Source organism: Desulfobacula phenolica, assembly GCF_900105645.1.
Taxonomy (GTDB): Bacteria; Desulfobacterota; Desulfobacteria; order Desulfobacterales; family Desulfobacteraceae; genus Desulfobacula; species Desulfobacula toluolica.
This window is the reverse complement of the sequence record NZ_FNLL01000007.1, coordinates 216,181-238,336: the sequence shown is the minus strand read 5'-3', so window position 1 is coordinate 238,336 and position 22,156 is coordinate 216,181. Positions and strand designations below refer to the sequence as shown.

Below are 22,156 nucleotides of genomic sequence, written 5' to 3'. Positions count from 1 at the left end.
AAAAGTTGAATATTTCTTTACATAACTTATTATCATTGATACTAATTTGCTGATCAAAATTTTAAATTGTTTCGATTGGTGCTAATTTAAGTTCTAAGCGAAGGAGAAATAATGATAAGTCAAATTTCTTTCAAAAATTACAAAGCTTTTAAAAATGGCGAGATTAAAATTAAACCAATCACAATTTTACTTGGTGCCAATAGTGTTGGGAAAAGTAGTGTCGTTCAGTTACTCTTAATGCTTCAACAAACTGCATTGTCAAATAAGTATAAATCCGCTTTAAAACTTCATGGAGAATTTGTCAGTTTAGGCGAAAATGAAAATATATTTAATAAGAAAAATACTGAAAATGATTTGGAAATCTCTTTCGATTTTAAAGATAGTAATTTATTCAATTTGATTACGAAAGAATTATATAATGATTTAGAGACCTCTTTGACCATGCGTCTTGATATCTTTCGAAGTATTTTAAAGCATTATTCTCGAAACAAACCGGATAATGACCTTTTTGAAAACGCTATTATCCCAACGAAAAGTAAGAATTTTAAATCAAAAGATGAATTTTTACAACAAGTTGAGAAACTTTCTAAATTAGCAAAATATGTGGAGCAGAATGAAATCATAATTAACGATGATGATGATGATGATGAAGACAACTTTATTTTGAGTCCTCACTTCCGACGATTTTTATTGCCTGAAGCAGAAAATATTGATGATTTATATAAATCGAATTTAGGAGATTCGTATGAGCTATTTCAAAGATTACAGAAAATAAAAAACAAGGAATTCAATATATCGTTTCGAATAAAAAATATTTATTCAAAAAAGAACAATGTTTTAAAAATATCTTCTGTGAAGATAAGTAATGATAATAAATGTATCTTTGATTTGAAATTTGAAATAAATAAAGCCAAAGCTCAATATACAAACGTTATTATAAAAAGTGATTTTCTTGATAATGACAAATTTTTTTTCACTAGTAAAAAAAAAGATTTCTTAAAGAAAATTCAATATGATTCAACTCTATTTTATCTGTTTCTACCATCAGATAACGAGGTAGACTTCCCTGAATTCGTTGTAAATGAATCATTTATTCCTTCTATTTCTTCTATTATAAATTCAATATTTTCGTCTGCTCTTTTTACTTTGAGAAGAAATTTCAAAAAAGAAATGATTAATTATGTTAGTCCGTTAAGAGCACATCCGAAACGATATTATTTTTTAGATAAAGCTAAAATAAACACCTTTTTAGATACTTTAGATGGTAATTCATTAACAGAGATTTTAAAGGAAAACGACTTAGTTAAATCAAAGGTCAATAATTGGTTAGAAAGATTTAATCTATCTGTTAATGTTTCCACGTTAGAAGATGTTATTCACAAATTAAAAATCAAACAGAATGATCTATCTTTAGATATAACGGATGTTGGTTTTGGCATTTCACAGGTTTTGCCGGTAATAGTACAAGGGTTTTTATCCTATCAAAAGTCTCTAACGATAATAGAACAACCAGAAATTCATTTGCATCCCAAAATGCAGGCAGATTTAGCCGACTTGTTTATAGATATAATTTATACAGATAATAAACAAAACCCTTCCAAATTCTTAATAATTGAAACGCATAGTGAATATTTATTAAAACGCCTTCGACGCAGAATGGCTGAGAAAAAAAGAGTCAAAACTTCTGATGTTGCGATTTATTTTTTTGATCCCAAAAGTCAGGATGATAATGGTTGTTGTATTGAAGAAAGAGAGATTAGTAAAGAAGGTGCTTTTGAATGGCCCAAAAATTTTTATTCTGGCGAATTGTTACAAGACACGATTGAATTTATAAAACATCAAGGATATTAAAATGTCGGTTTATGTCATAAGTTCATGTTTTTTAGAGAATTTGAATTCAAAAATTTATTTGACCGAAGTTTTATTAAAATTCCCAGAGCAAAATAGTCTAAGGGTCGGTATTGATAAGGATAAATTCATTATCGATTTATATGGAAAAATCGCTGAAGATAGACCTGAAATAGCATCCTGGCTATGTATTATGAGTTATGAGCCATCGGCTTTCGAAGAGATAACAACGATAGGGGACTCTTTATCCGAAGAAAAAGAAATATTTTTATATGTCTGTAAGTCTGTTGCCGGTAGCAAACAAATGATTGTTCACACAATACAAGATTTCAATGGATATAATATTATGGAAAATAATAAAATTGAGTATAGTGGTGAAACTATTCGTATTTTAGAGAAAGATGATGCTGTCGGGGAATTTAAAATTGATCGTAAAACTACGATTATCAAAAATTCTACTGTTGCAACCGGTGGTAGCATAATTGAAGGGATTAAAAAATGACAGAAATCAAAAATTCTACTGTCGCAACCGGTGGTAGCACAATTAAAAATATAAATAGTATTACCCTCATGACAGAAAAAAAGAAGTCCTTTTTTTGGGGTTTTTTTTCTGGAGTTGCAGCATCGTTAACTGCTAGTGGTATTGTCTACTTTGTTAAAGCAAATTGGCCCAATTTAATTTCCTTTTTTAATTTTAGCACGACATAATGTATTTAGGACCGCAATCCAACATATATAATGAAATCAATGAAATCAGTGAACCCGGCTTTTTCAGGGCGGTGTTTTTCAAGGAATTATATGCGCTGGTTGGTGGCATCCGAACTTCCAAGATAAGAAATGACGGTGGCAGGGTTTGTCAGGTTTTGGGGATTCGGGTTCTTGATGCCTGATGAGTGATTGATTTTGATCCCGGGTTGCCGGAGCGGTTGCCCGGGATTTGTAGGTAAAAGTTAAAATTTGGGGAATCCGCTGTTATCTGGAAAACCCATTGCCGTATTTGGGCAACTGTTTATAGAAGGTTTTGCATTTATCAATTCTTTTGTTGAATTCAACCAATCTGATTTGGGGCCGATTTTTTTGACTAAAAACCATAAAATACAGATCATTCCATACATTCTTTTTAAGGCTCGTTTATCAAGATCTAATGCATTGAAGTACGGATTGTCTATTGTCGGAAGAGGATTGCGAAAAGATTGATTCCAAATTCTTGAATGATGCGCACACCTATTCCGAAGTATATTAATCTCATGTAGCCATTGTCTTAATATATATGGTTTGGGGATATCCAATTTTTTGCAAATTTTATATTGATAATTAATTTTTAAATTTTCGAAATATTTCGACATTGTTCCAAAATCCCAAGCTTCAATGACTACCCAAAACGGCATTGCCTTAGAATTAGACTTATGATGGACGATACAGTCTTCTCGACTATATTTGATCTTCTCTGAATGATTTTGGGACCATTCTTCCCACAAGTTTCTTATATTTTTATTCTTATCCCGAAAATGAAGTTTTTGAGGATTAATAAAATTGATAGATTTATATGCCAGGGGATCATATTGGCCTAATTCATGAGCTATAATTGAACGAATATAAATTTCAATCCGCTCAATCGCGTCTATCATTAATAACCGAAGATTCTTGTCAAATAAGTATAATCTAATGATATCATTGAAATTGATATCTTTTTGAAACGAATCTTTTCTTATATCTCCATTTGATGCATTTTTAAATTCCCGACAAGGATACCAGAAACCACTCAACCGGTAATAACCAATTTGAGAAAGTTTTCTTTCTGCACGATTTTTATCTGGAATGATCATTCCCCTGTTTTCAAGAATTTCAACTAATTCTTTATGACTTTTATGAGGCTTTGGAGGCGTGAGAGAAGGCATTTTTTCAGATCATTTCCCCTAAAAACAAGAAGGCCCAAACTTAATACCGGGCAAGCCGATAATAGAGGTTTGGGCACAGTTAATGATAATCTGCCTTCAAATTGACAAAATGTCAACATTTTTTATCAAAATAGTGTTTTAGCTGCTTATGAATACGTTATCATCAGAAAAATATTTTAAACAGCAAAACCCATGCCACCCACCCAAAATTTGGTACTACAAATAGTAAAGTACTACCCGTAGTACCAACCGTCTTTTTTTCCTGAAAGATTCCCGTTATTTTCCTTGACAGATATTTTTTGAATTTTTTTGCAAGGAAAACAACGTGGCAACCTTAACGGAACTCCAGGAAGAATTAGCACAGTTAAAAGCAACGGCCAAATCCGTCCGGGACGGTGGCCAGGGATACGGCCAGGGCAACCGGTCGCTGAACCGGGTGGATTACGGAACACTCCAAAAAGAGATCCGGGATCTGGAACGGCGCATCGAAATGGCAAAAAACAACGGCCGGCTGCCGGGGTTTCATCCCGTGTTCGGGGGCAACCGTGGGTAAGCTGTACGGAACCTGGACCCGGATGGTGGCGTCGGCCATTGGTGTGTTCGCCCCTGGAGCGGCCATCAATTACATGCGCAGAAGGCAGGCCCTCCATTCCTATGCAGCCGCTTCAAACGCCGGTCCCAATAAGGCCTGGCTTCCCTCCAATAAATCCGCGGACGAACTGATCAAAACCGACCATAAATTGATGAGGGCCAGGGCTCGGTCGCTGACCCGTGATTCCAGCCATGTGTCCGGCGCTATCCGCAAGATCTGCAACAATGTCGTGTTCAAAGGGATTCATCCCCAGGCAAACCTCAGGACCCTGAACGGGGATGCAAAAGACCGGCTGAATTCAAGGGCGGAATCCCAGTGGAAAAAGTGGGCAAAAGCCGTGGATTTCCATGAAAAGGAAAACCTGGTGCTGCGGCACTGGTGGCATGACGGGGAGCTGTTTGCCCATTATTATTTTGATGAGGATCTGTTGCGAAAGGGCATTATCCCGCTGGGCCTGGAGCTGCTGGAATGTGATCACCTGGATGCCGGCAAAAGCAGCCTGACAGACGGAGAGCGCATCAAACAGGGGATTCAATACACTGCCAACGGCAAAACGGACGGGTACTGGCTTTTCCGGGAGCATCCCGGGGACAACACCTGGCTTACCATGAACCGGTCGCAATTTTATTCAGCCCAAATGATCAATCATCTGTTCATCAGGGAGCGGATTTCCCAGAACCGCGGGGTGTCCTGGCTGGCATCCATTATCATGGAAATGCGGGATTTTTCAGAATATCAGAATGCCGAACGGATCGCCAAGCGCCTGGTGGCAGCCTTCGGCCTGTTTGTCACCACACCGTATCCTGAAAATCTTGGCAGTTTCAACCCGTTTGGCGGGGACGGAAAGCCGTTAACCGTTGACAGCATCCCGGATTATATGGAATCCGGCAGAATCCAGATTTTGCCGCCGGGCATGACGGTTGAATCCCCGTCCTCCGACCGTCCCGGCGCCACATATGAACCGTACACAAAAACCTCCCTGCGCGGCGCATCCACCGGGTTCAACATGAGCTATGAAGCCTATTCCAATGATTATACCGATGCGTCCTATTCCTCCGCCAGGTCCGCCACCCTGGAGGAAAGAAGGGGATACCAGGTTCAGCAGTTTCTGCTGGCCAATAAGTTTCATCAGGACGCCTGGGAAAGGCTGTGGCTCATGAACCGCCTGTCCCGAACCGAAGATTTGCCGGAAGAGATCCCGGTGGTGTGGCAGATGCCCGGATGGCCGTGGGTTGATCCGTTCAAGGACAGCAAGGCGGCGGAGCAGGATCTGAAAAACGGCCTGACATCAAGGCATAAGCTCTGCATGGAGCGCGGGATTGATTACGATGAAATTAACAACGATTTGCAAAGGGAGCGGGCGGACGTGTTCTCTTTGAACACTCAAACAGGGGGAAATGATAATGCCGGGACTGATTAAACCCAATATTAAATCCAGGAAAGCAAAATCCAATAACAAGCAGCTGGCAAAACTCAGGGCAGGGCGGACTGGCGGTGATACCGATTTCAGGGTTGCGGCCACGGATAACGGAGTTGACGTGTATTTGTATGACGTGATCGGGTGGCCGTTTATTGAGGCCGGTGATCTTTTATACCAGATTCCCAAGGGGGTCAAAACCATCCATGTGCATATCAACAGCCCCGGCGGGGATGTTTTCGAGGGGATGGCCATTTATAACCTGCTCACCGGTCATAAAGCCGAGGTGATTGTTTCCGTTGACGGTGTGGCAGCTTCCAGTGCTTCTTTGATCGCCATGGCCGGGGACAGGATTAATATGTCCAAGGCGTCGTTTATGATGATCCACAATCCATGGGCCATGTTGTCCGGGGATGCCCAAGAGCTTCGCAAGGAGGCGGATCTCCTGGACAAGATCAGCGACGTGTTCGCGGAAGCCTACTGCTCAAAATCAGGCAAATCAAAACAGGATGTGCTTGCCATGATGCAGGCGGAAACCTGGTTCACACCTGCCGAGGCTGTTGAGTCCGGCCTGGCACATGAAATTACGGGAGAGGTCGAGGGTTCGGATATCTCAGCCGCTTTTGACTTTTCCATTTTTAATAATACACCCGATTTAATCAGGCAGGGAGCTGCAGGATCACGGCAGGCCCAGGCCAAATTTTCTACAAAAAAACAAGGTACGGAGGATGAAATGAACAAGAAACTGAGAGCGCTTTTGGAACGGCTGGGCCTGGCAAAAGAATCAACAGAGGATCAGGCGTGGAATTTTCTTGCTGAACTTGATCTGGACAAGATCGAGGATCAGGAAGACAAGGACCGCCTTATCCAGGCCCTGATCGCCAAAACGGAACCGGACAAACCCGGATTCACCCGGGCGGATATGGAAGCTGCAGCAAAAAAAGCGGCCCAGGATGAGCGCAATCGTGCGGCCACCATCCGGGATGATGTCCGGGTGGCGGGGCTGGATGATACCTTTGCCCGGGAGCTGATTGACAAAGATATGAATGCAGACCAGGCCCGCCAGGCCATCATGGACAAAATGAAAACCACCAATCCGCCCATGGGTTCGGGCCGGTTTACCGTGGGTGAAACCGATCACGAAAAATTCAAGGTGGCCGTTGCGGACGGGTTGTCGTTTAGAACCAATGCCAGGGCCAAGGACCCGGCGCCGGGTCATGAAACTTTTCGGGCGGCATCCATTGAATTTATCGCCCGGCAATGCCTGGAGAGAATGGGCGTCAACACCCAGGGGCTTGCCTCCCGTGACCAGGTGGCCCGTGAAATCCTGAAACGGTCGGGGCAGGGCGGCGGATTCAGCACGGATGATTTTACCAGTATTTTTATGGACGTGGCAAACAAGAGCCTGTTGAGGGCCTACCAGGAAGCCCCTGCCACATGGCGTCCCATTGTCAATGTTGTCAGTGCTTCTGATTTTAAGACCATTTACGGGGTCAGCCTGAGCGATGCCCCGGAGCTGGAACTGATCAATGAACACGGGGAATACAAGGAAGGCAAACTGAGCGATGACCAGGAAAGCTATTCCATTAAGTCCTATGGCAAGATGGTTTACCTGACACGGGTCATGATCGTTAATGATGATCTGCGGGCCTTTACACGGATTCCCCAGATGTATGGTTCCGCTGCCAGGAGAAAGGAATCCGACCTGGTGTGGGGGAAGATTACCGGCAACCCGGTCATGCACGACGGGGTTGCATTGTTCCATGCCGACCATGGGAACCTTGAAACTGTAGCAGGTAACAAAGGGGTTGTGGATTCGGACAAACTGGATGCGGGCCGCAAGTCCATGCGGTTGCAGACAGCCCCCAACGGGTCGAAACTGGATATCCGTCCGGCTTTCCTGGCCGTACCCGTGGCCCAGGAAACCAAGGCGGATATTATTCTGAGATCTGCAGCCCTGCCCACGGCGGACATGTCCAGCGGTGTCCATAATCCATGGGCCGGCAAGCTTACCCCGATTTCCGAACCCCGGCTGGATGATGTATCTGCCAAGGCTTGGTACCTGATCGGTGATCCCAGCCAGGTGGATACCATTGAGGTGGCCTACCTGGACGGCAACGAGCAGCCTTACACCGAGGAACAGGCCCTGTTTGAGCGGGATGCCGTGGGATACAAAATCCGCCATGATGTGGGCGTGGGCGTCATGGATGACAAAGGCTTGTTTAAGAATCCGGGCGAATAATGACCGGATTGACTCATTTATAATTGATGAACTGATTAATGAATTATTACGGAGGCTATCATGGCTTTAAATTATGTGCAGCCCGGCAACCGGCTGACCCTTCCCGTTACGGCGGGTAAGAAATCCGGTGCATGGGATATGGTTAGAGATTTGCCCGTTGTTTTGCTGACGGATGCGGATGCGAGTGATGAGGCGGAGTGTTCGACTGAAGGTGTTTTCAAGTTGAGTGTTAAAGGGGCGGATGCCGCTGCCGGTGCAGCCGTGGCCATTGGTGATAAGGTCTATGCAGATGGTGCTGAACTTAATGTGGATGCAACCAATGGCAAGGAGTTTGGTATTGCCCTGGGGGCTGTGGCGTCGGACGCGACCACTGAGATCCCGGTCAGGCTGAAGGGTTAATTTAAAGACCAGGGGGGAGAGACTGATATGAGTGCATTCACGGATCAGCTGCAGGCGGACCTGGATTCCGTGTTTTTCAATACCGATGAGTTTGCCCAAACCGTGGTTTACACACCAAAAGCCACGGGCGTGGGAACGTCCATTGCCGCCCTGGTTGATTACGGGGTCCAGGACAATAACGGTCACGGCAAAAAAGGGGACGGCTATACCTGGACCGTGGTTTGCCAGAGAAATTTGCGGTCTGCGTTTGATCATGGCAGGACAAGGGACGTGGTCACGGTTGAGTTCAAGGCATCGGATGTGCCTGATCCCCATTACCTGGATACCATTGAAATTGACGGGGCGGTCTGGACTGTGACGGAGGTATACGATGCTTGAAATACATCTTGATGAGCGCGGAGAACTGGCTATTGAAAATATTTCCGCATTGCTGAAAGCGTTTCCTCAGTATGCGGAACGGGCCACGGCTTCGGCTTTGAATTCCGAAGGGTATCGGCTTAAAGAGTTGATCCAGGCGGCTATCCGGCGCGGTGGTGTTGATGGTGAATGGGATACGCTCAACCCTCATACCGGCGTGTTGTCACAAGTAAAGGCGGCAATAAAAAAGAAACCTTCCTATAGATTAAAAAATTATAAGATGGTCTGGAAAGGCGAAAAAGGCAGCAAACGGCGCGTCAAACAATACACGCAGGTTAAGCTTTCAACAAGGACTCAACCGCTTCTCCGGTTGGCCGGGGCTGTGCGGTATAAATATGATCCAGACATGCAGATGGTCAATATCGGTTTTATTCGGTCAGGCAATATTTCAGGATCTATATTGCGCCTGGCCCGGATGCACGCAAGGGGATCTAAAACCCCCGTAACACCAGATATGCGAAAGATGCTGTTTGCTCTGGGGTTTCCTATTAAAAAAACAACCACTGTCCTGAAAACACCTGCAAGACCGGTCATTGAACCGGTATTCGAGCAGGAAAAAGACAATATCATGGGCAATATTGAACGTAAATTTATAGCAGCGATTAATCGCTATTTGGATTTGTAATGAACACAGCAGAATTGATCGAGCAGATTAGAATAGCATTGTCTAAGGATTCCGTGCTGACAGAATGGTGTCAACAGACCTTTGGGAAAACTCAGACGGTCTGCATCGATATTGATGAAAAAAACCCGCCGGAGCCGGAAACGGATTATCCGGTTGTTGCAGTAACATCCATCCGGCAGGTCAGGGGGGATTCTGCCCGGGAGATTTCCTGGGAATTGGAGATAGGCGTGGGGGTGATTGATGAAGAGATTATCACCAACGGCAATTGCAGAACCATGGCCGGATTTATCAAGGCGGAAACCCTGCGGGAACTGGCCGAGGATGCCCTTTACCGGGCCAGAATTGCCAGCCTTGACAGCAATAGTGAATCAGGGTCTATCAGTCTTTACCCGTTGTTCATCAGCGGATCAGTTATACCCATTAAAACATTAAAATCAAACCGGCGCGGATTGCCGGGATAACTACATAAAAAAAGGAAATTAATATGCCATTAGCACCCAGTGCAAACAACGTTAGGTATAACGGCACCGGCAGGACTTATGCCGGTGCAGTGGGCGGGTCATCTTTTGACTTGCTTGGTGATCTTGAGAACTTGAATTTTAACCTGTCCGTATCAACGGACAAAATGAAAACCAATTTGTACGCATCCAGGGCAACGATCCTGGAAGTCGAATCAGAGCGGGAAGCATCTCTTAGTTTCGGTTTGCGGGAAATGACCAATGAAAACTTAAAAATGGCGCTGTTGTCAGGCAGCTTCAATGCTTTGAATCAATCTGCAAGTTATGTATATCAAGCGAACCCGACATTAGCGGCTGATCTGTTCATCGAGCTGGGTCATATGAACGTGTTTTCCACCAAGCTGACCGGAGTCATTACCGGTAGCCTGGCCGTTGGCGATACCGTGACCGGCGGCACATCGGCGGCAACCGGTAAGATTGCCTTTGTGGGGTCCGGATATGTCGAGTTAGTCAACGTATCCGGTACATTTCAGACCGGCGAGCAGGTGTATGAAACCCAGGATACCAATTACATCACGCCTTCCGGCATTGAAACATTAGAGGATGTGGTTGTAACTGATTCAACCGGTGCAATCCGGCGGGTACAAGGTACGGATTATTCCCTTGACCCGGATTACGGGTATATCCGCAAGCTGTCCACTGGCTCCATAGCAGATGAGGACGTGGCGTCATATGATCATGAGGCAGTAAACACAAAATACACCTGGGCCATGTCGGCTAGTAGTGTTCAGAAAAAACTGATTTTCGCATCCGACAAGAATGACCAGGGCCCACGAATGCGGTGGACATTTCATAAAGCTCAGATCAATCTGAACGGAGATTTTCCGCTTATCGGGTCCGGTGCGGCAATCCTGGGCGTCAATGCCACCGTCCTGGCGGACACCACTCAGCCGTCCGGGCAGGAGTATTTTAAAACTGAGATTATTGGATAAAGGTGAAGAAAGATGAGAAAAACCAAGTCAATTAAAATTGATGATCTTGAGATCACCGTCAAAGAGCTTAGGGTCAAGGATATCCGGCAAATCATGGACAACATGTCGGATTTCAGCGGTATGGATCAGGCGCTTGAACTGCTGCCCTTGGTGACGGATCTGACTGCCGAAAAGCTGGATGACATGGCACCCTCCGAGATCAATCAGATCTGGGAGGCTGTCCGGGAGGTCAATGCTTTTTTTTTGAACCTGCTGACAAAAAGCGGGATGGCGGAGGCACTGAAAAACTCGGTCTTGAGCAGCTTGACCGAAGCATTTGCCGACTTGTCGAACGGGGACATGCCGGATGTTTTGAGTACGGATTCAGCTTCTTTGAAACCGCCTGTGCAGAATCAGCCAGCATAGAAAGTGAATATTTAAAACAAATAGCAACGGCAATCAGGATTGGTCATTACGCTGATCAGGAGGAGTGGAAGGCTTTTTTAGAGACTCCATGATTTTTGTAAATGCCTCAATGATTGTGGTCAGGGCAGACAAAATCATGCAAAGGCCTACTCCGCCGACAATGACAACAGCCCACCCGCTCATGCCGGTGGATGCAATAACCAATATGATGCCGAGTATTGAATATACAGTAGCTTTAAATGTTTTCATGCCTCAACGATACCATTGGAAAAAGATATGGCGCAAGAATTAAAAATAGTTATATCAGCAATCGGAAAAGGAATTAAGGAAACAACAGGCTCCCTTGTTTCCGGGCTTAATAATGGTGTAAAGGCCATCGGTATTTTCAACAAGGCAGCTGGAAACGGAAATAAAGTTGCGTCCGGCCTGACAGATCAAATCAAGGGGCTTATCGGAGCATATGCCGGTTTTTCCGCTGTTTCAAACGCTGTTCAGATCGTCAAAGATTCTGAAACGGCAATTTATAATTTGCAATCCTCAGTTAATGCAGCCAACCGGGAATTTTCAAATATCGGCAGTGTCGAAGAGTGGGAAGGAACAGTCCGCAAGCTTTCAGACGAATTAGTGATCTATTCTGATACAGCCCTGCGGAATGCTATTTCAGCCACAGTTGATATGACTAAGCGCCTTGGGCTTTCAAAAGAGCAGATGGAGGAGGTTATTAAACGGTCTGCCGACCTGGGGGCTGGAAAAACAGATTTAAGCAATTCGGTTGAACGTGTGACAGCGGCCTTGAGGGGGGAAGCGGAGGCGTCTGAATTTTTGGGCCTGACGCTCAATGAAACTTATATCAAATCATGGCATGAGGCCAATAATGTTACGGAAAAAGCCTGGAAGGATTTAACTGATGTTGAAAAGGCCCAGGTTCGATATCAGGTGTTACTCGAACAAAGTGACGCTTTGCAGGGTCGGGCGGCGGGAAGCGCAAAAACTTTTTCCGGTGCAATACAATTGGTGCGAAAAGAGATCGACAACGCCGTTGCAAATAATGAAGATCTGGTCGATGCTATGAGCAATCTGGCTCAGGTGTTGCGGGACAATGCCGGGGAAATAGGCGTGTTTCTTTCTCAGCTTATTTCAGCGGCTGCAAAGGTGGTTGAGTTTGCAGCCAAATATAAGGAATTGCTGCTGGTGATTGCCGGGACTGTTGTGACGGTTTCCATTGTGTCTAAGCTGGTTAAAATCACAATAGCATTGAATGCTGCATTTACCGTTTTAACCGGTATGGGAGTATCGGCATGGTTTACAGGATTACGGGCTTCAATTGCGGCAACAGCCGCATCAACAACAGCATTGGGTCTTGCTTTTAAAGGATTTGTGATTTTTGCGGCTGCCCAGGGGGTGATCAATATTGTCAAGGCGGTTGATGCGTTTTTCAAGATGCGTGATTCCCAGAAAGAAGCCAAGGATGCCCAGGATCGACTGTATGATTCTACCAATAAATATATGGAAAAGTTTAAAGAGTTCAAGGATGTGAAGCTTCCTGAAGATATCACAGGCACGGCCCCGGAAGAACTGGAAGAGTTGAGCAGGAAACTTGCAAAGGCAAAGGCTTATTGGGTGGCCCTGCAGCTTCAGCTACAGACCAAATCTGAAAAAACTACCTTTTTGGGAACTGCCACAAAGGAAGCCATTGCCGCAAAAGCTGAGCTGAAGGTCGTGAATCAGCGCATAAAAGAAATCAATAGCGATTTAAAACAGATAAAAACATCAGGTGAGCAGGCAGCTGAAGGCATGAAAAAAACGGCTGAAGCGGTCAAGGCCACTAAAGAGCAGCTGGACGATTTTGAAAAGCAGGCCAAGGCAGCATATAAAACCGCCAAAGCCGAGGCTGAAAAATATGCCAAAAAGGTGATTGAGTGGGAAGATAAAATCAAGACCGCCCGCATGTCCACCGCAGACAAGCTCCGGGAGCTGAACCGGAAGGGCATGACTGATGAAGAACAGTGGAACGATGAACGGTTGCAGGCGGATGAAAAATTTTATGCAGCAAAAGAAGCCCTGAGAAATGGTGATTATAAATTAGCAGAGACTCTGGCAAAAGATGCTGAAGGCCTTTATGCCGGGCTTGCTGAAGAAATCAAAAGCTCAACAAAAGATGGTGAGGATATCATTGTCAAAAGTCTTGACACGACGAAAGAGGTCGCGAAAGATGGAGTTCAGGCGGTTGGTGATTTCATGATTGATTTGTATTCGGAACAAAAAGATAACGCCAAAAGTTCACAAGGGCAATGGGAAGAAACCGCAAAGGCAATTCAAAAGCAATTGGATGACATTGCCAGGGATCGTGAGGCAAACGTACAGATCAAATTAAAAGACCTTGAAGCTGCACAAAATAAAATAAACACCTTGGTCAAGGATGAAATCAAGAACATCAAAATTAAAGTGACCAAGGAAGTAACCACGGTTGAAAAAACTATTAAAAAAGCAGTCGAAGCTAAACAGACCGGCGGGCCTGTCGGTTTTGCCAGCGGTGGACGTCTTCCTGGTTATGGAGGCGGAGATAAGATAAAGGCACTGCTGGAAGCCGGGGAGTTCGTTATCCGCAAGGAAGCCGTTGCAAAGTACGGTGCCGGATTTTTTAGCAAATTAAACTCCATGCGCCTTAACCTGCCTGACATGCAGAGAGTAGTTAAAGCCAGAATCGGCGGGTTAATTTCAAATTTATCACTTCCTGAAATACCGGTTCAAAGGTTTGCCACCGGTGGTATGGCCATGGCCACCGGTGGACAATCCCCTTCTGAAACTCTTGTTGTCCGATTCCAGGCAGGGGACATGGAAGCCCCGGTCAAGATCACTGATCCTGATTCCCGTATGGCGATTAAAAAAATGGCAAAAGAAATGTCAAGAATGAGGCTTACCTATGCCCGGTAAATTCAGGATATATTCAACCGATATTTCAGCTACCCTGAACCCGGACAGCGCAAGTCCCGTACCGACAACATTGATTATCTTTGATCAAGACCCTGTTTTTTCAGAGTATAATCCTGCCGGGTCTGCACAGGACAGGGGATCTGTGATCCGCACCCTGGGGGGTGTGGTGATTCAGGATTTCGGCGTGTCGGTACAGGATGGATTGATCAGCTTTTCAGATACCGCGGCATTGAACCAGGCAACCGTGACCGCCCTGCAGTCCGCATATGAAACGATTGACGGACAGTGGTATTTCACGGATGGGTACGAATGCTGGAAAGTGCAGTTCAGCAGGAATCCCAAAGGGTTTAGGGCCTGGCGGAATATCCTGTACGCATATAATAACTACACCATTTTTTCATACGAAATTAATCTGATTGTGATCAGCAAGGAGATATAGATGGCATTGGATTGGGATGTATTGCTGGACGGAGTGTCGATCAAAGAACAGATTGAAAGCTTTCAGATCACGGAAAGCAAAGGAGCTTATGCCAGAGAATTGATATTATCAGCTGCAGATCCTTCATTTTATGATCAATTTGATTTTTTAATTTTCCCCCAATTGCGTGTAGAAGTGAAAACTAAAAATGGGGATGATTGGGTTTCTCAAGGCATGTTTTACATAGAGCAACCCCCTGTTTCTGCCACACCAGATTCAACACTGAGCCAGGGAGTGTGGGGCAGGTCTGAAACAGCAAAAGCTGGGCCTCCTTTTGCAGTCAAAGTATCAAAAGAATGGGGACTGGATACAACTTGCCACGCCATAATGACTGAAATGGCGGGCCTGTGCGGGCTGTCGATCAACTTTGAGATGGACGATTATACAGTTTATGCGGGATCGTATGCGGTCGAAAGCGCATATCCCATTGATGTGATATCTGAACTGGCAACTTTTGCCGGTGGATATGTCGGGTGCAATACGGACGGGGAACTTGTGATCAGAAACAATGTTTTTCACCCTGCAGCTGCGGATCACACAGTCACTGATATTGATATTGCGGATATTAGTGAAAGTATTGAATACCCGGAGTGGGGGAATAGAATCCTTATTAGTTCGGCGGGCAGCGAATCATCAACTTCCGTCGAATTAACTGTTCTGGATGATTCGGATTGTCTGCCCGCTGATGGCATATCAACCGGGACTATTTTTGCTTTTGTGTCCGACCAGGACGGGGCCATAGCTGATAACACCATGGTGCATTGGACGTGTGAAGACGGGATCACTTTGGGCAGTACAGATACCCCCACAGGTGAATATCTGATGTCTGGTGGAATTTATAATGCTGATAATTATCATAAAGTGACGGTCGAATTTCTGATAAAAAGCGTTGTTGGAATCTGGGCTTATACAGACGCAGCTCATGAAAATAATTATTGGGATGAGTCTAAAACCGGATGTGTATTTGAAGGTAACGAAATTGCAGTTCATGATCCATTTACATATTGTGATCAAACCTTGGTTATTTCATATATTACTGAGGGTTGTGCTGTAAACACTGTTACAGCAGGTAACACGGCTTTTGATGTAAGTGTTACAGCTGAATGCGCTGGGGCCTCAGCCACCATGGATATCAAGCTTGGAAATACTTGTGCTTGCGGATCTTCTTTGAACGCCAAAATGTCCGGGAATGGCGTTTGTTTTGGGAATTGCGCCCAAGTTTTAGCATGGGCGACTATCAACAATAGACCTGCTCTGGGATATACTGTAAATTTCGACAAGGACGGCTGTGGCAGTATGCAGACTAAATCCAAGGTACTTGGGTATGTCGATGTTTATGCGGAGTTGGCGGGAGTTTCTCATAATATGCCTGGAGTACCTCAGGTGACTACCTCAATGCCTATTGCAGAAGATACTGTCCCCCGTGTGTACAGGCACTCAAGCACAAATGATGACAGGTACGAAAGTCATGACGGTAATATCATAAATCTGAATAAAGATTATGATACTGGTACGGAAATGTTGGTGTATTACACTGCCGCGGGAGCAACTACAGCCCCCTGGTGTCCTTATGAGTCCAACGTGTCTGATGAAGAGTATCTATCCGGATGTTCAGCAACGATTACGATTACGATGGCTGACGGTACTGAAGCGGGATTGTCTACAACAGTCAGTGGGACTGCAATAAATTGTGACATTATAGATGATGAAGACGGCCCTATTCCTGATGAACCCCCCACGCCTTTGCCTGAACCTGATCCCAACCCTGACCCATGGTATCCGATTATTCCTGATCCTGGGTTGCCTAGCCCAGGTGATGAAGAAATACCAGCCCCTGGTGATGGCGAAGGTGGCGGAAGTCTTTTTCCCGGCGAGGGTGACGGGAGCGTCTCACCTGGACTTGGTACCGGAGATGACAGCGGTGATGATGGCAGTGACGGCAGCGGTGGTGATGCTGGTGCAGGGGACCTCGGTGTTGGTACAAAATATAAAGACCCCCCTATAGATCTCACACCCGGCCCAATAACTCCTTGTGATGCCATGATTTTAAGTAAAATGGCCTCTTATGATAATTTAATGGGAGATGACCGTGAAAAAATGCGGTTCGGAGTATCAAGCGCTTCAGATTGCCCTGACCAAGCCTGTACCTGCTCTGAGATATGTGATTCAGAGATTCATGAAAAAGGGAACACTTACGATTATTCAAAAACGCTACATGAGCAGGCAAGCGATGCATACGATGCTTATTCAGCCGGGTATTATGAAGAATTCAACCGGCTACAGGAAGAACATATGGCTGAGTGTGAGGCTAAGTGCGAACAAGTACGGGAAGAAGAATGCAGCGACTGTGTAATCTCAGGCCCGGAAGTTCTTGCACCCGGTGAATCTGCCGAATATGTGTGCAGTGATGGAACAGTGGGAATGATCACAATGCCGGAAGGGGCTTGTGGAACTCAGGAGTTTACGCTCGGGTGCTGTACATTTGAGGTCCGGTCAACAGACGGGCATTACGAGTGGATTTCTTCAGACACATGGAGTGGGAATTGCCAGAGCATTTCTTATTTGTGTGATTATTTCGACAGTGAGCCGAACAAGGCCGGATCTTATTGCTATGGCCATGTCGCCTGTGTATGGACGTATCCGACCACAGAAGATCCTTGCCAGGGTGCTGCCGGTCCCATTGATTGTGCTAATGGTGAGGGGTGTGATCAGGGCGAGGGCTACGAAATACTTAACACAGGGTTTAATTGCTATCAATGGGTTTGTTAGAGGGGATCAAATGAAAACACAGGATAAACAGATAGTTGCAATGTTGAAGGCGTTTGACAGGGATGTCGTGTTAAAAGCTATTGAGTTGTATAATGACGAAGACTCCTTGCGGCAGGAGTTGAACACCGGGGGATGGTTCCCCCAAAGAGACAAACCGGAAAATCAGGAATTTTATTTCATTGACGGCGTTTATTGGGTGCAGACTCCTGAGAAAAGAAACGAAGAAACAGCCACAAAAATAAAGGAACTGCAACAACAAGCAGCCGCCGCCAAGAAAAAAAGGACCAGCATGGCATTGAAAAAAGTAAGTGTAAAATGTCCGTATTGTGGTGCAGAAACCTATAAACAGGCGGTTTGCGGAGGGTGTGCTGCCGGTAAAAAAGGGTATAAAATCCGGTTGATCTGCGAGGAAAACCCGGATCATGAGGTTTTGTTGTAATGTCAGTTTTTGAGGAAACTTTTACCGGAACTGATGGGGACCCTCCAGACACCAATTATTGGCAAGATCCATACGAGTCTACAAACGGCAGTTGTGAACTTGCATCAAATAAATTAGCGGTCAAGATTACAAACCCGTCAACGAGTCAATATACAAAAGTTGATTCAAAGTTCTATGTGTCAGGGGATTTTGAGTTCCAAGTGGATATGTCCGGTTTTGTCGGGACCGGCAATGGCGGCGGCGGGGAAATGTTTTTTTCGATTGATGCAGACGATTTCTGCTATGCAAAAATTCTCTATGATTCGGGCAGTAAGTGGCGGGGGTACAGCAATATAGCCGGGGTTTTTCAAAATAATGATGCCTCAAGGACAAATTCATATGGCCGGATGAAAATTGCAAGGAGCAGTGGCACGCTTACAATTCATTATGATGATGGAAATACCGGATCATGGACTTTATTGCAATCAAGGGCCGGGTTCTCAACAGCAAACGGTCTGGTTAGATTGGCAATATGGACACCGGCGAACTATACGACGGAAACCTTGTTTGATAATTTCATTATCAATTCAGGAACGATAGATATTGTGACCGGCCTTGAGGATATGGCCATGGATATTGAATTGTGGCAATCCAAGCTTAATGACGTACCTCTTGATATTTACGCGGTGGCATGGGGCAATAAAGACTCCAAGCTTGATATTGCCGCCTATTTTCAATCAATGACTGATACACTGCTTAGTATTGATACGCTTGGCGAAAAAATTAAAAATAAAAAATTGGATTTATTTGTTGCCCTTCAAGAGCTTGAACCTCTGCCTTTAAACATCCATGCCGCAACAGAGCAGATTAAAAATGCCCTGCTCGATATTTCCCTTGCGGATGGAATTATCACTCATGATGCCTCCATGGATATCGCCATAGGGGACGGCAATAATATAACAGATATGGGAATGGACATCATGACGGTTGGAACAATGCCTGGTTTTAAGGCGGTTTATGCAATGCACTTGGACAGCGTAATTAAGGAGATATAAATATGGGGCAACCAAACACTTGCTGGTTATTTAATAACACGGAAAATGACGGAACAAATACTGGTAATGCAACCGGTGGTGCTGGCGGGAATTCATCAAATTGGGTTGTCATTGATTTGACAAATGACGCATTGGCATGGTGTTCTGAACAGCAGACGGACGGGGATACACTGACAGGTACAAGATACCCGGTTGTTATTCCGGATTCAGGGAGTAATGAAGCGGAAAAAACTTTCATTAAAGATAATTCTGAATCAATTTTTGACCAGGTGCCCTTGGCCGGGACAACCGCAGGTGGACAATCAGGCGGCAACAAAAGATATGTGTTCGCCATCTATTTTGACGGTGCCACGGCAGGTATTCCTTACCTGGAAGCCTGGGACAGTTCAGCACATGCAACCGCTGATAATAACTTCCTGGGCGGCGGCACACCTGCAAACTCATCCATCCGGGCCATTACCACCACCAATGCGGTCCCCGGGTCGGATACCTGGGCGGGGACACCCCTGGCCGGTACGGATTCACGCATTGAACTGGATACGGCAGCGTTAACAGTTGCTAAAAACCTGTATTTCAACATCAAGCAGCTGGTGACAAATGGCACGCATACGCCCGGCAGTTCAACGGCTTTGGTGCTTACCCTGCGGTATCTGTATTCGTAAAAATGGAGAAAGTATGAAAATTTTGCGCGATTATTCAAAGTATTTCAAAAAGATTTTTAATCGGGTTCAAGCGCCAAAATTTAAAAGGGAAATGTGGGAGGATCAATGCGTTTATTGTTTTTGGTGTCCCGGTTGCAATGAAACCCATTGGATTCCGGCAAATCGGGAATTCAACTTCAATGGCGATCTTGAGAAGCCAACGGTATATCCAGGCAGTATTATTACAAGGTCAAGAGGAGGGAAAATACTCACTACTTGTGAATTTTTCATAAAAAACGGCAAAATTCAATTTTCGAGCCATTGCACCCATCTGCTTGCTGGACAAACTGTTAAGATTCCCGATTGGGAAAAAGGAATGGAGATATAAATGAACTACACGATCACATTTGATGACGGTATAGTCTACAGCTCCCCGGATATCCGAGAGACAGACCCAGGGTGGGCATCCGAAAACGGGGAAAAATTGACCGGCATCAGAGAAATGAGCATCAAACTGCCCAATAAAAAAATCCTGATCCTGAAGGGGTTTGAAAAGTACAATTTTTTTGTGGAGGCCAGTCAGGCATTCGGGAAAAAAGCCAAGGCCAGGATCGAATCTTTTTTCTTTTGCGGGGCTTGGCGGGGGCATGTGGTGAGTTGGGAAATTAATTATAAAAACCGACAGGTTTTAAAACGGATGGCTCTTGAAGGGCGGGAATACCATGGAACCGCCACAAGAGGATGGCGCATGGGATTGATAGGTGAAAAAGCGGAGAGTGGCTTATGTCCTTTGCAATAGTTGATTGGAATATCCAGGCGGATGATACCCTGTATATTGGGTTGGCAGACAGCGGGTCAGATATCAGCGTCACTGTGCATGATTCGGAATCTGCAGCGCAGTCAGGAACGGGGGGGATTGCTTCCGGCAGCGCAGCATATGGAACCGGCAGCACAGTCATTTTAAGTGGGTCTTCCAGTTTCACATTTTTTAATGCCTCCTTGGATCACCATCTCAAGGTATCTGGGGAGTCCGGCGATGAAACTAAAATTTTTCAAGTATCACCATCTGCCGATCTGCCGGAAATCAGCAACAGTATATATCAATCCGAATCTCTGATTCAACGCCGGGCAACATATGAAATCAACGCCCATACCCATACGTCAAAAATTAGAGATATCAGTATTGCAAACCCCATCCCGTCTCTAAAAATCGGGGATGTGTTACAGATACAGTCAACACGCAGGGGTATCAACGTACTGACAGCCATTACGAACCTGACCATATCTGGTACGCCGGACAGTATAGTGAATACTGTTGAAACGGTTGAATACGTTGATTTAACAAAGGATTAGCTGAGGAATAGGTATGGTTGACACTCTAAAACAATTTAATCTAAAAAATCCCGGCAAGGATTATTCGTTCGGAAAAGTAACATCTGTTTCAGGTGCAAAAATAACTGTTCAAACTACATCCGGCCTGAAGGTTTCAATCAATGATTCTTTTCAAGAATATAAGATAGGGGATCAAGTGGCTCTGGCAGCCAGAAATGGTAATTTGAACAGTATGTTCGTGATAAGGAAGATGAAAAATATTTTCCCGGCATCCGGAACTGTTTTGGTGATAGGGCCGGGGCAAGGATGATGATTGATGGAAATTGATTGGAAGGAAGTAATTGGATATGTCGTTGGCTTTTTTTCATGGGTATATGGGAAATTACCCAATACATGCGACGGTTGGACTGATTTGATAGCTTTTCTGACTGTTACAGTGACTTTTGTATTTATCACAATGCCAAAAGCCTGGGACTTTCAAAAAAAGTGGTGGGGCAAGAGATGACCTATAAATTTGGAAAAAAATCAAAAAGAAAGTGGATGAGGCCATGAAAAATTATTACAAATATTTTATCCGTAAAAAGGAAGGTTGTTGAAAATGAACTTAAAAAGTTTTGCTGATAGCCTGCCACATGCAATTGATTCTGATCCAATTGTCATGGGGGAATTAGCCGGCTACACTTTAGCAGCTCCCAGGTCTTTCTGGGAAACATCAAAGGAAATTCGATCAGAGGTGGTCAATGGGTGTGGTCCTGGTGGCCTGGGTGATTTTATGGTTCCGGATACTGTTTATTTTGTCAGTATTAAAGCTGCCTGCATGATTCATGATTGGTGTTTTACCGTTTTTAATTCAGAGGCTGGTTTTAAGCTGTCAAATCAAATCTTTTTAGACAACATGCAGAGAATCGTCCGGGCTGAAACTTATAATAAACTTTTAATGTCTTTACGCCTGGCCAGGGTAAAAAAATATTATCGAGCTGTCCAGGATTTTGGTCGAGTGTTTTATTATGATGCTCATGTCGATTTATATTCTGATGAGCATTTGTATTCTGATTGTTTTTCCAGGGTGTCACCAAGGTGACATGTTTTTTTAGATCTTGATTGGATAGGAATTGTGAAGACCCTTGATTGGTGCTGGTCGGGATGAGAGGATTCGAACCTCCGGCCCCAGCGTCCCGAACGCTGTGCTCTACCAGACTGAGCCACATCCCGACTGCCGCAAAAGACTATACACAA

The 22,156-nt window shown here is 44.8% G+C and carries 26 protein-coding genes and 1 tRNA gene; 24 read left to right on the top strand and 3 right to left on the bottom strand.

Going from position 1 to position 22,156, the window contains the following annotated elements:
* The first annotated feature begins 111 nt into the window (after window positions 1-111).
* The 4 genes from BLT94_RS13495 to BLT94_RS13480 are packed head-to-tail and all read left to right on the top strand — an operon-like array spanning window position 112 to window position 2,738.
* Window positions 112-1,851: an AAA family ATPase gene (locus BLT94_RS13495; RefSeq protein ID WP_092235061.1), complete on the top strand. Its 1,740-nt coding sequence runs from the start codon at window positions 112-114 to the stop codon at window positions 1,849-1,851.
* Window position 1,852: 1 nt separating this feature from the next.
* The gene (locus BLT94_RS13490) at window positions 1,853-2,350 is read left to right on the top strand and encodes a hypothetical protein (protein ID WP_092235058.1); all 498 of its coding nucleotides are present in this window, start codon (window positions 1,853-1,855) and stop codon (window positions 2,348-2,350) included.
* Window positions 2,347-2,556 carry a hypothetical protein gene (locus tag BLT94_RS13485; RefSeq protein ID WP_092235055.1) on the top strand — a complete coding sequence of 70 codons (210 nt, stop codon included), beginning with the start codon at window positions 2,347-2,349 and terminating at the stop codon, window positions 2,554-2,556. The genes BLT94_RS13490 and BLT94_RS13485 overlap by 4 nt, the downstream gene beginning before the upstream one ends.
* Window positions 2,556-2,738, top strand: a complete 183-nt coding sequence (locus BLT94_RS13480; RefSeq protein WP_092235052.1) for a hypothetical protein — start codon at window positions 2,556-2,558, stop codon at window positions 2,736-2,738. The genes BLT94_RS13485 and BLT94_RS13480 overlap by 1 nt, the downstream gene beginning before the upstream one ends.
* A gap of 60 nt (window positions 2,739-2,798) precedes the next feature.
* Here BLT94_RS13480 and BLT94_RS13475 read toward each other — a convergent pair whose 3' ends face one another.
* Complete coding sequence (locus BLT94_RS13475) at window positions 2,799-3,746, bottom strand: Abi family protein (protein ID WP_092235048.1); 948 nt, start codon at window positions 3,744-3,746, stop codon at window positions 2,799-2,801.
* 325 nt (window positions 3,747-4,071) lie between these two features.
* Between BLT94_RS13475 and BLT94_RS13470 the strand changes: the two genes are divergently transcribed.
* Genes BLT94_RS13470 through BLT94_RS13430 form a run of 9 tightly spaced genes read left to right on the top strand, consistent with a single transcriptional unit; the run spans window position 4,072 to window position 11,293 of the window.
* Window positions 4,072-4,299 (top strand): hypothetical protein, encoded by a 228-nt coding sequence (locus BLT94_RS13470; protein ID WP_092235045.1) that lies wholly within the window; start codon window positions 4,072-4,074, stop codon window positions 4,297-4,299.
* Window positions 4,292-5,758, top strand: coding sequence for a phage portal protein (locus tag BLT94_RS13465; protein ID WP_092235042.1), 1,467 nt, complete (start codon window positions 4,292-4,294; stop codon window positions 5,756-5,758). The genes BLT94_RS13470 and BLT94_RS13465 overlap by 8 nt, the downstream gene beginning before the upstream one ends.
* A complete protein-coding gene (locus BLT94_RS13460) occupies window positions 5,742-7,997 on the top strand; it encodes a ClpP-like prohead protease/major capsid protein fusion protein (RefSeq protein ID WP_175530358.1) in 2,256 nt (751 codons plus the stop codon). The genes BLT94_RS13465 and BLT94_RS13460 overlap by 17 nt, the downstream gene beginning before the upstream one ends.
* A 60-nt stretch (window positions 7,998-8,057) precedes the next feature.
* Window positions 8,058-8,396 carry a capsid cement protein gene (locus tag BLT94_RS13455; protein ID WP_092235037.1) on the top strand — a complete coding sequence of 113 codons (339 nt, stop codon included), beginning with the start codon at window positions 8,058-8,060 and terminating at the stop codon, window positions 8,394-8,396.
* Window positions 8,397-8,423: 27 nt separating this feature from the next.
* On the top strand, window positions 8,424-8,774 hold the full coding sequence (locus BLT94_RS13450; protein WP_092235034.1) for a head-tail joining protein: 351 nt from the start codon (window positions 8,424-8,426) through the stop codon (window positions 8,772-8,774).
* Complete coding sequence (locus BLT94_RS13445; protein ID WP_092235031.1) at window positions 8,767-9,438, top strand: hypothetical protein; 672 nt, start codon at window positions 8,767-8,769, stop codon at window positions 9,436-9,438. Before BLT94_RS13450 ends, BLT94_RS13445 begins: the two co-directional genes overlap by 8 nt.
* Window positions 9,438-9,899: a hypothetical protein gene (locus BLT94_RS13440; protein WP_092235028.1), complete on the top strand. Its 462-nt coding sequence runs from the start codon at window positions 9,438-9,440 to the stop codon at window positions 9,897-9,899. The genes BLT94_RS13445 and BLT94_RS13440 overlap by 1 nt, the downstream gene beginning before the upstream one ends.
* 23 nt (window positions 9,900-9,922) lie before the next feature.
* A complete protein-coding gene (locus BLT94_RS13435) occupies window positions 9,923-10,888 on the top strand; it encodes a hypothetical protein (RefSeq protein ID WP_092235026.1) in 966 nt (321 codons plus the stop codon).
* A 12-nt stretch (window positions 10,889-10,900) separates the two neighbouring features.
* Complete coding sequence (locus BLT94_RS13430) at window positions 10,901-11,293, top strand: phage tail assembly protein (RefSeq protein ID WP_092235023.1); 393 nt, start codon at window positions 10,901-10,903, stop codon at window positions 11,291-11,293.
* 33 nt (window positions 11,294-11,326) lie between these two features.
* Here the strand turns inward: BLT94_RS13430 and BLT94_RS13425 are convergent, their stop codons facing one another.
* A complete protein-coding gene (locus tag BLT94_RS13425) occupies window positions 11,327-11,542 on the bottom strand; it encodes a hypothetical protein (RefSeq protein ID WP_092235020.1) in 216 nt (71 codons plus the stop codon).
* A 27-nt stretch (window positions 11,543-11,569) separates the two neighbouring features.
* Here BLT94_RS13425 and BLT94_RS22040 point away from each other — a divergent pair, with 27 nt between their 5' ends.
* The 11 genes from BLT94_RS22040 to BLT94_RS13365 all read left to right on the top strand — a co-directional run bounded on the left by BLT94_RS22040 (window position 11,570) and on the right by BLT94_RS13365 (window position 22,001).
* Entirely contained in the window at window positions 11,570-14,227 is a 2,658-nt protein-coding gene (locus BLT94_RS22040) for a hypothetical protein (RefSeq protein ID WP_175530357.1), read from the top strand.
* Window positions 14,217-14,666 carry a hypothetical protein gene (locus tag BLT94_RS13415; RefSeq protein WP_092235017.1) on the top strand — a complete coding sequence of 150 codons (450 nt, stop codon included), beginning with the start codon at window positions 14,217-14,219 and terminating at the stop codon, window positions 14,664-14,666. Before BLT94_RS22040 ends, BLT94_RS13415 begins: the two co-directional genes overlap by 11 nt.
* The gene (locus tag BLT94_RS13410) at window positions 14,667-17,474 is read left to right on the top strand and encodes a hypothetical protein (protein ID WP_092235014.1); all 2,808 of its coding nucleotides are present in this window, start codon (window positions 14,667-14,669) and stop codon (window positions 17,472-17,474) included.
* A 10-nt stretch (window positions 17,475-17,484) separates the two neighbouring features.
* Window positions 17,485-17,913: a hypothetical protein gene (locus BLT94_RS13405; RefSeq protein WP_092235011.1), complete on the top strand. Its 429-nt coding sequence runs from the start codon at window positions 17,485-17,487 to the stop codon at window positions 17,911-17,913.
* Window positions 17,913-18,947, top strand: a complete 1,035-nt coding sequence (locus BLT94_RS13400; protein ID WP_092235008.1) for a hypothetical protein — start codon at window positions 17,913-17,915, stop codon at window positions 18,945-18,947. The genes BLT94_RS13405 and BLT94_RS13400 overlap by 1 nt, the downstream gene beginning before the upstream one ends.
* Before the next feature lie 2 nt (window positions 18,948-18,949).
* Window positions 18,950-19,609 (top strand): hypothetical protein, encoded by a 660-nt coding sequence (locus tag BLT94_RS13395; protein ID WP_092235005.1) that lies wholly within the window; start codon window positions 18,950-18,952, stop codon window positions 19,607-19,609.
* A gap of 367 nt (window positions 19,610-19,976) precedes the next feature.
* Window positions 19,977-20,387, top strand: coding sequence for a hypothetical protein (locus BLT94_RS13385; protein WP_092234998.1), 411 nt, complete (start codon window positions 19,977-19,979; stop codon window positions 20,385-20,387).
* Entirely contained in the window at window positions 20,372-20,941 is a 570-nt protein-coding gene (locus BLT94_RS13380) for a hypothetical protein (protein WP_092234995.1), read from the top strand. The genes BLT94_RS13385 and BLT94_RS13380 overlap by 16 nt, the downstream gene beginning before the upstream one ends.
* Before the next feature lie 13 nt (window positions 20,942-20,954).
* Complete coding sequence (locus tag BLT94_RS13375; RefSeq protein ID WP_014958393.1) at window positions 20,955-21,230, top strand: hypothetical protein; 276 nt, start codon at window positions 20,955-20,957, stop codon at window positions 21,228-21,230.
* 6 nt (window positions 21,231-21,236) lie between these two features.
* Window positions 21,237-21,425: a hypothetical protein gene (locus BLT94_RS13370; RefSeq protein ID WP_041279570.1), complete on the top strand. Its 189-nt coding sequence runs from the start codon at window positions 21,237-21,239 to the stop codon at window positions 21,423-21,425.
* Between the two features lie 93 nt (window positions 21,426-21,518).
* Window positions 21,519-22,001 carry a hypothetical protein gene (locus BLT94_RS13365; protein ID WP_014958392.1) on the top strand — a complete coding sequence of 161 codons (483 nt, stop codon included), beginning with the start codon at window positions 21,519-21,521 and terminating at the stop codon, window positions 21,999-22,001.
* A gap of 54 nt (window positions 22,002-22,055) precedes the next feature.
* Here BLT94_RS13365 and BLT94_RS13360 read toward each other — a convergent pair.
* A tRNA-Pro gene (locus BLT94_RS13360) sits at window positions 22,056-22,132 on the bottom strand.
* Window positions 22,133-22,156 lie beyond the last annotated feature (24 nt).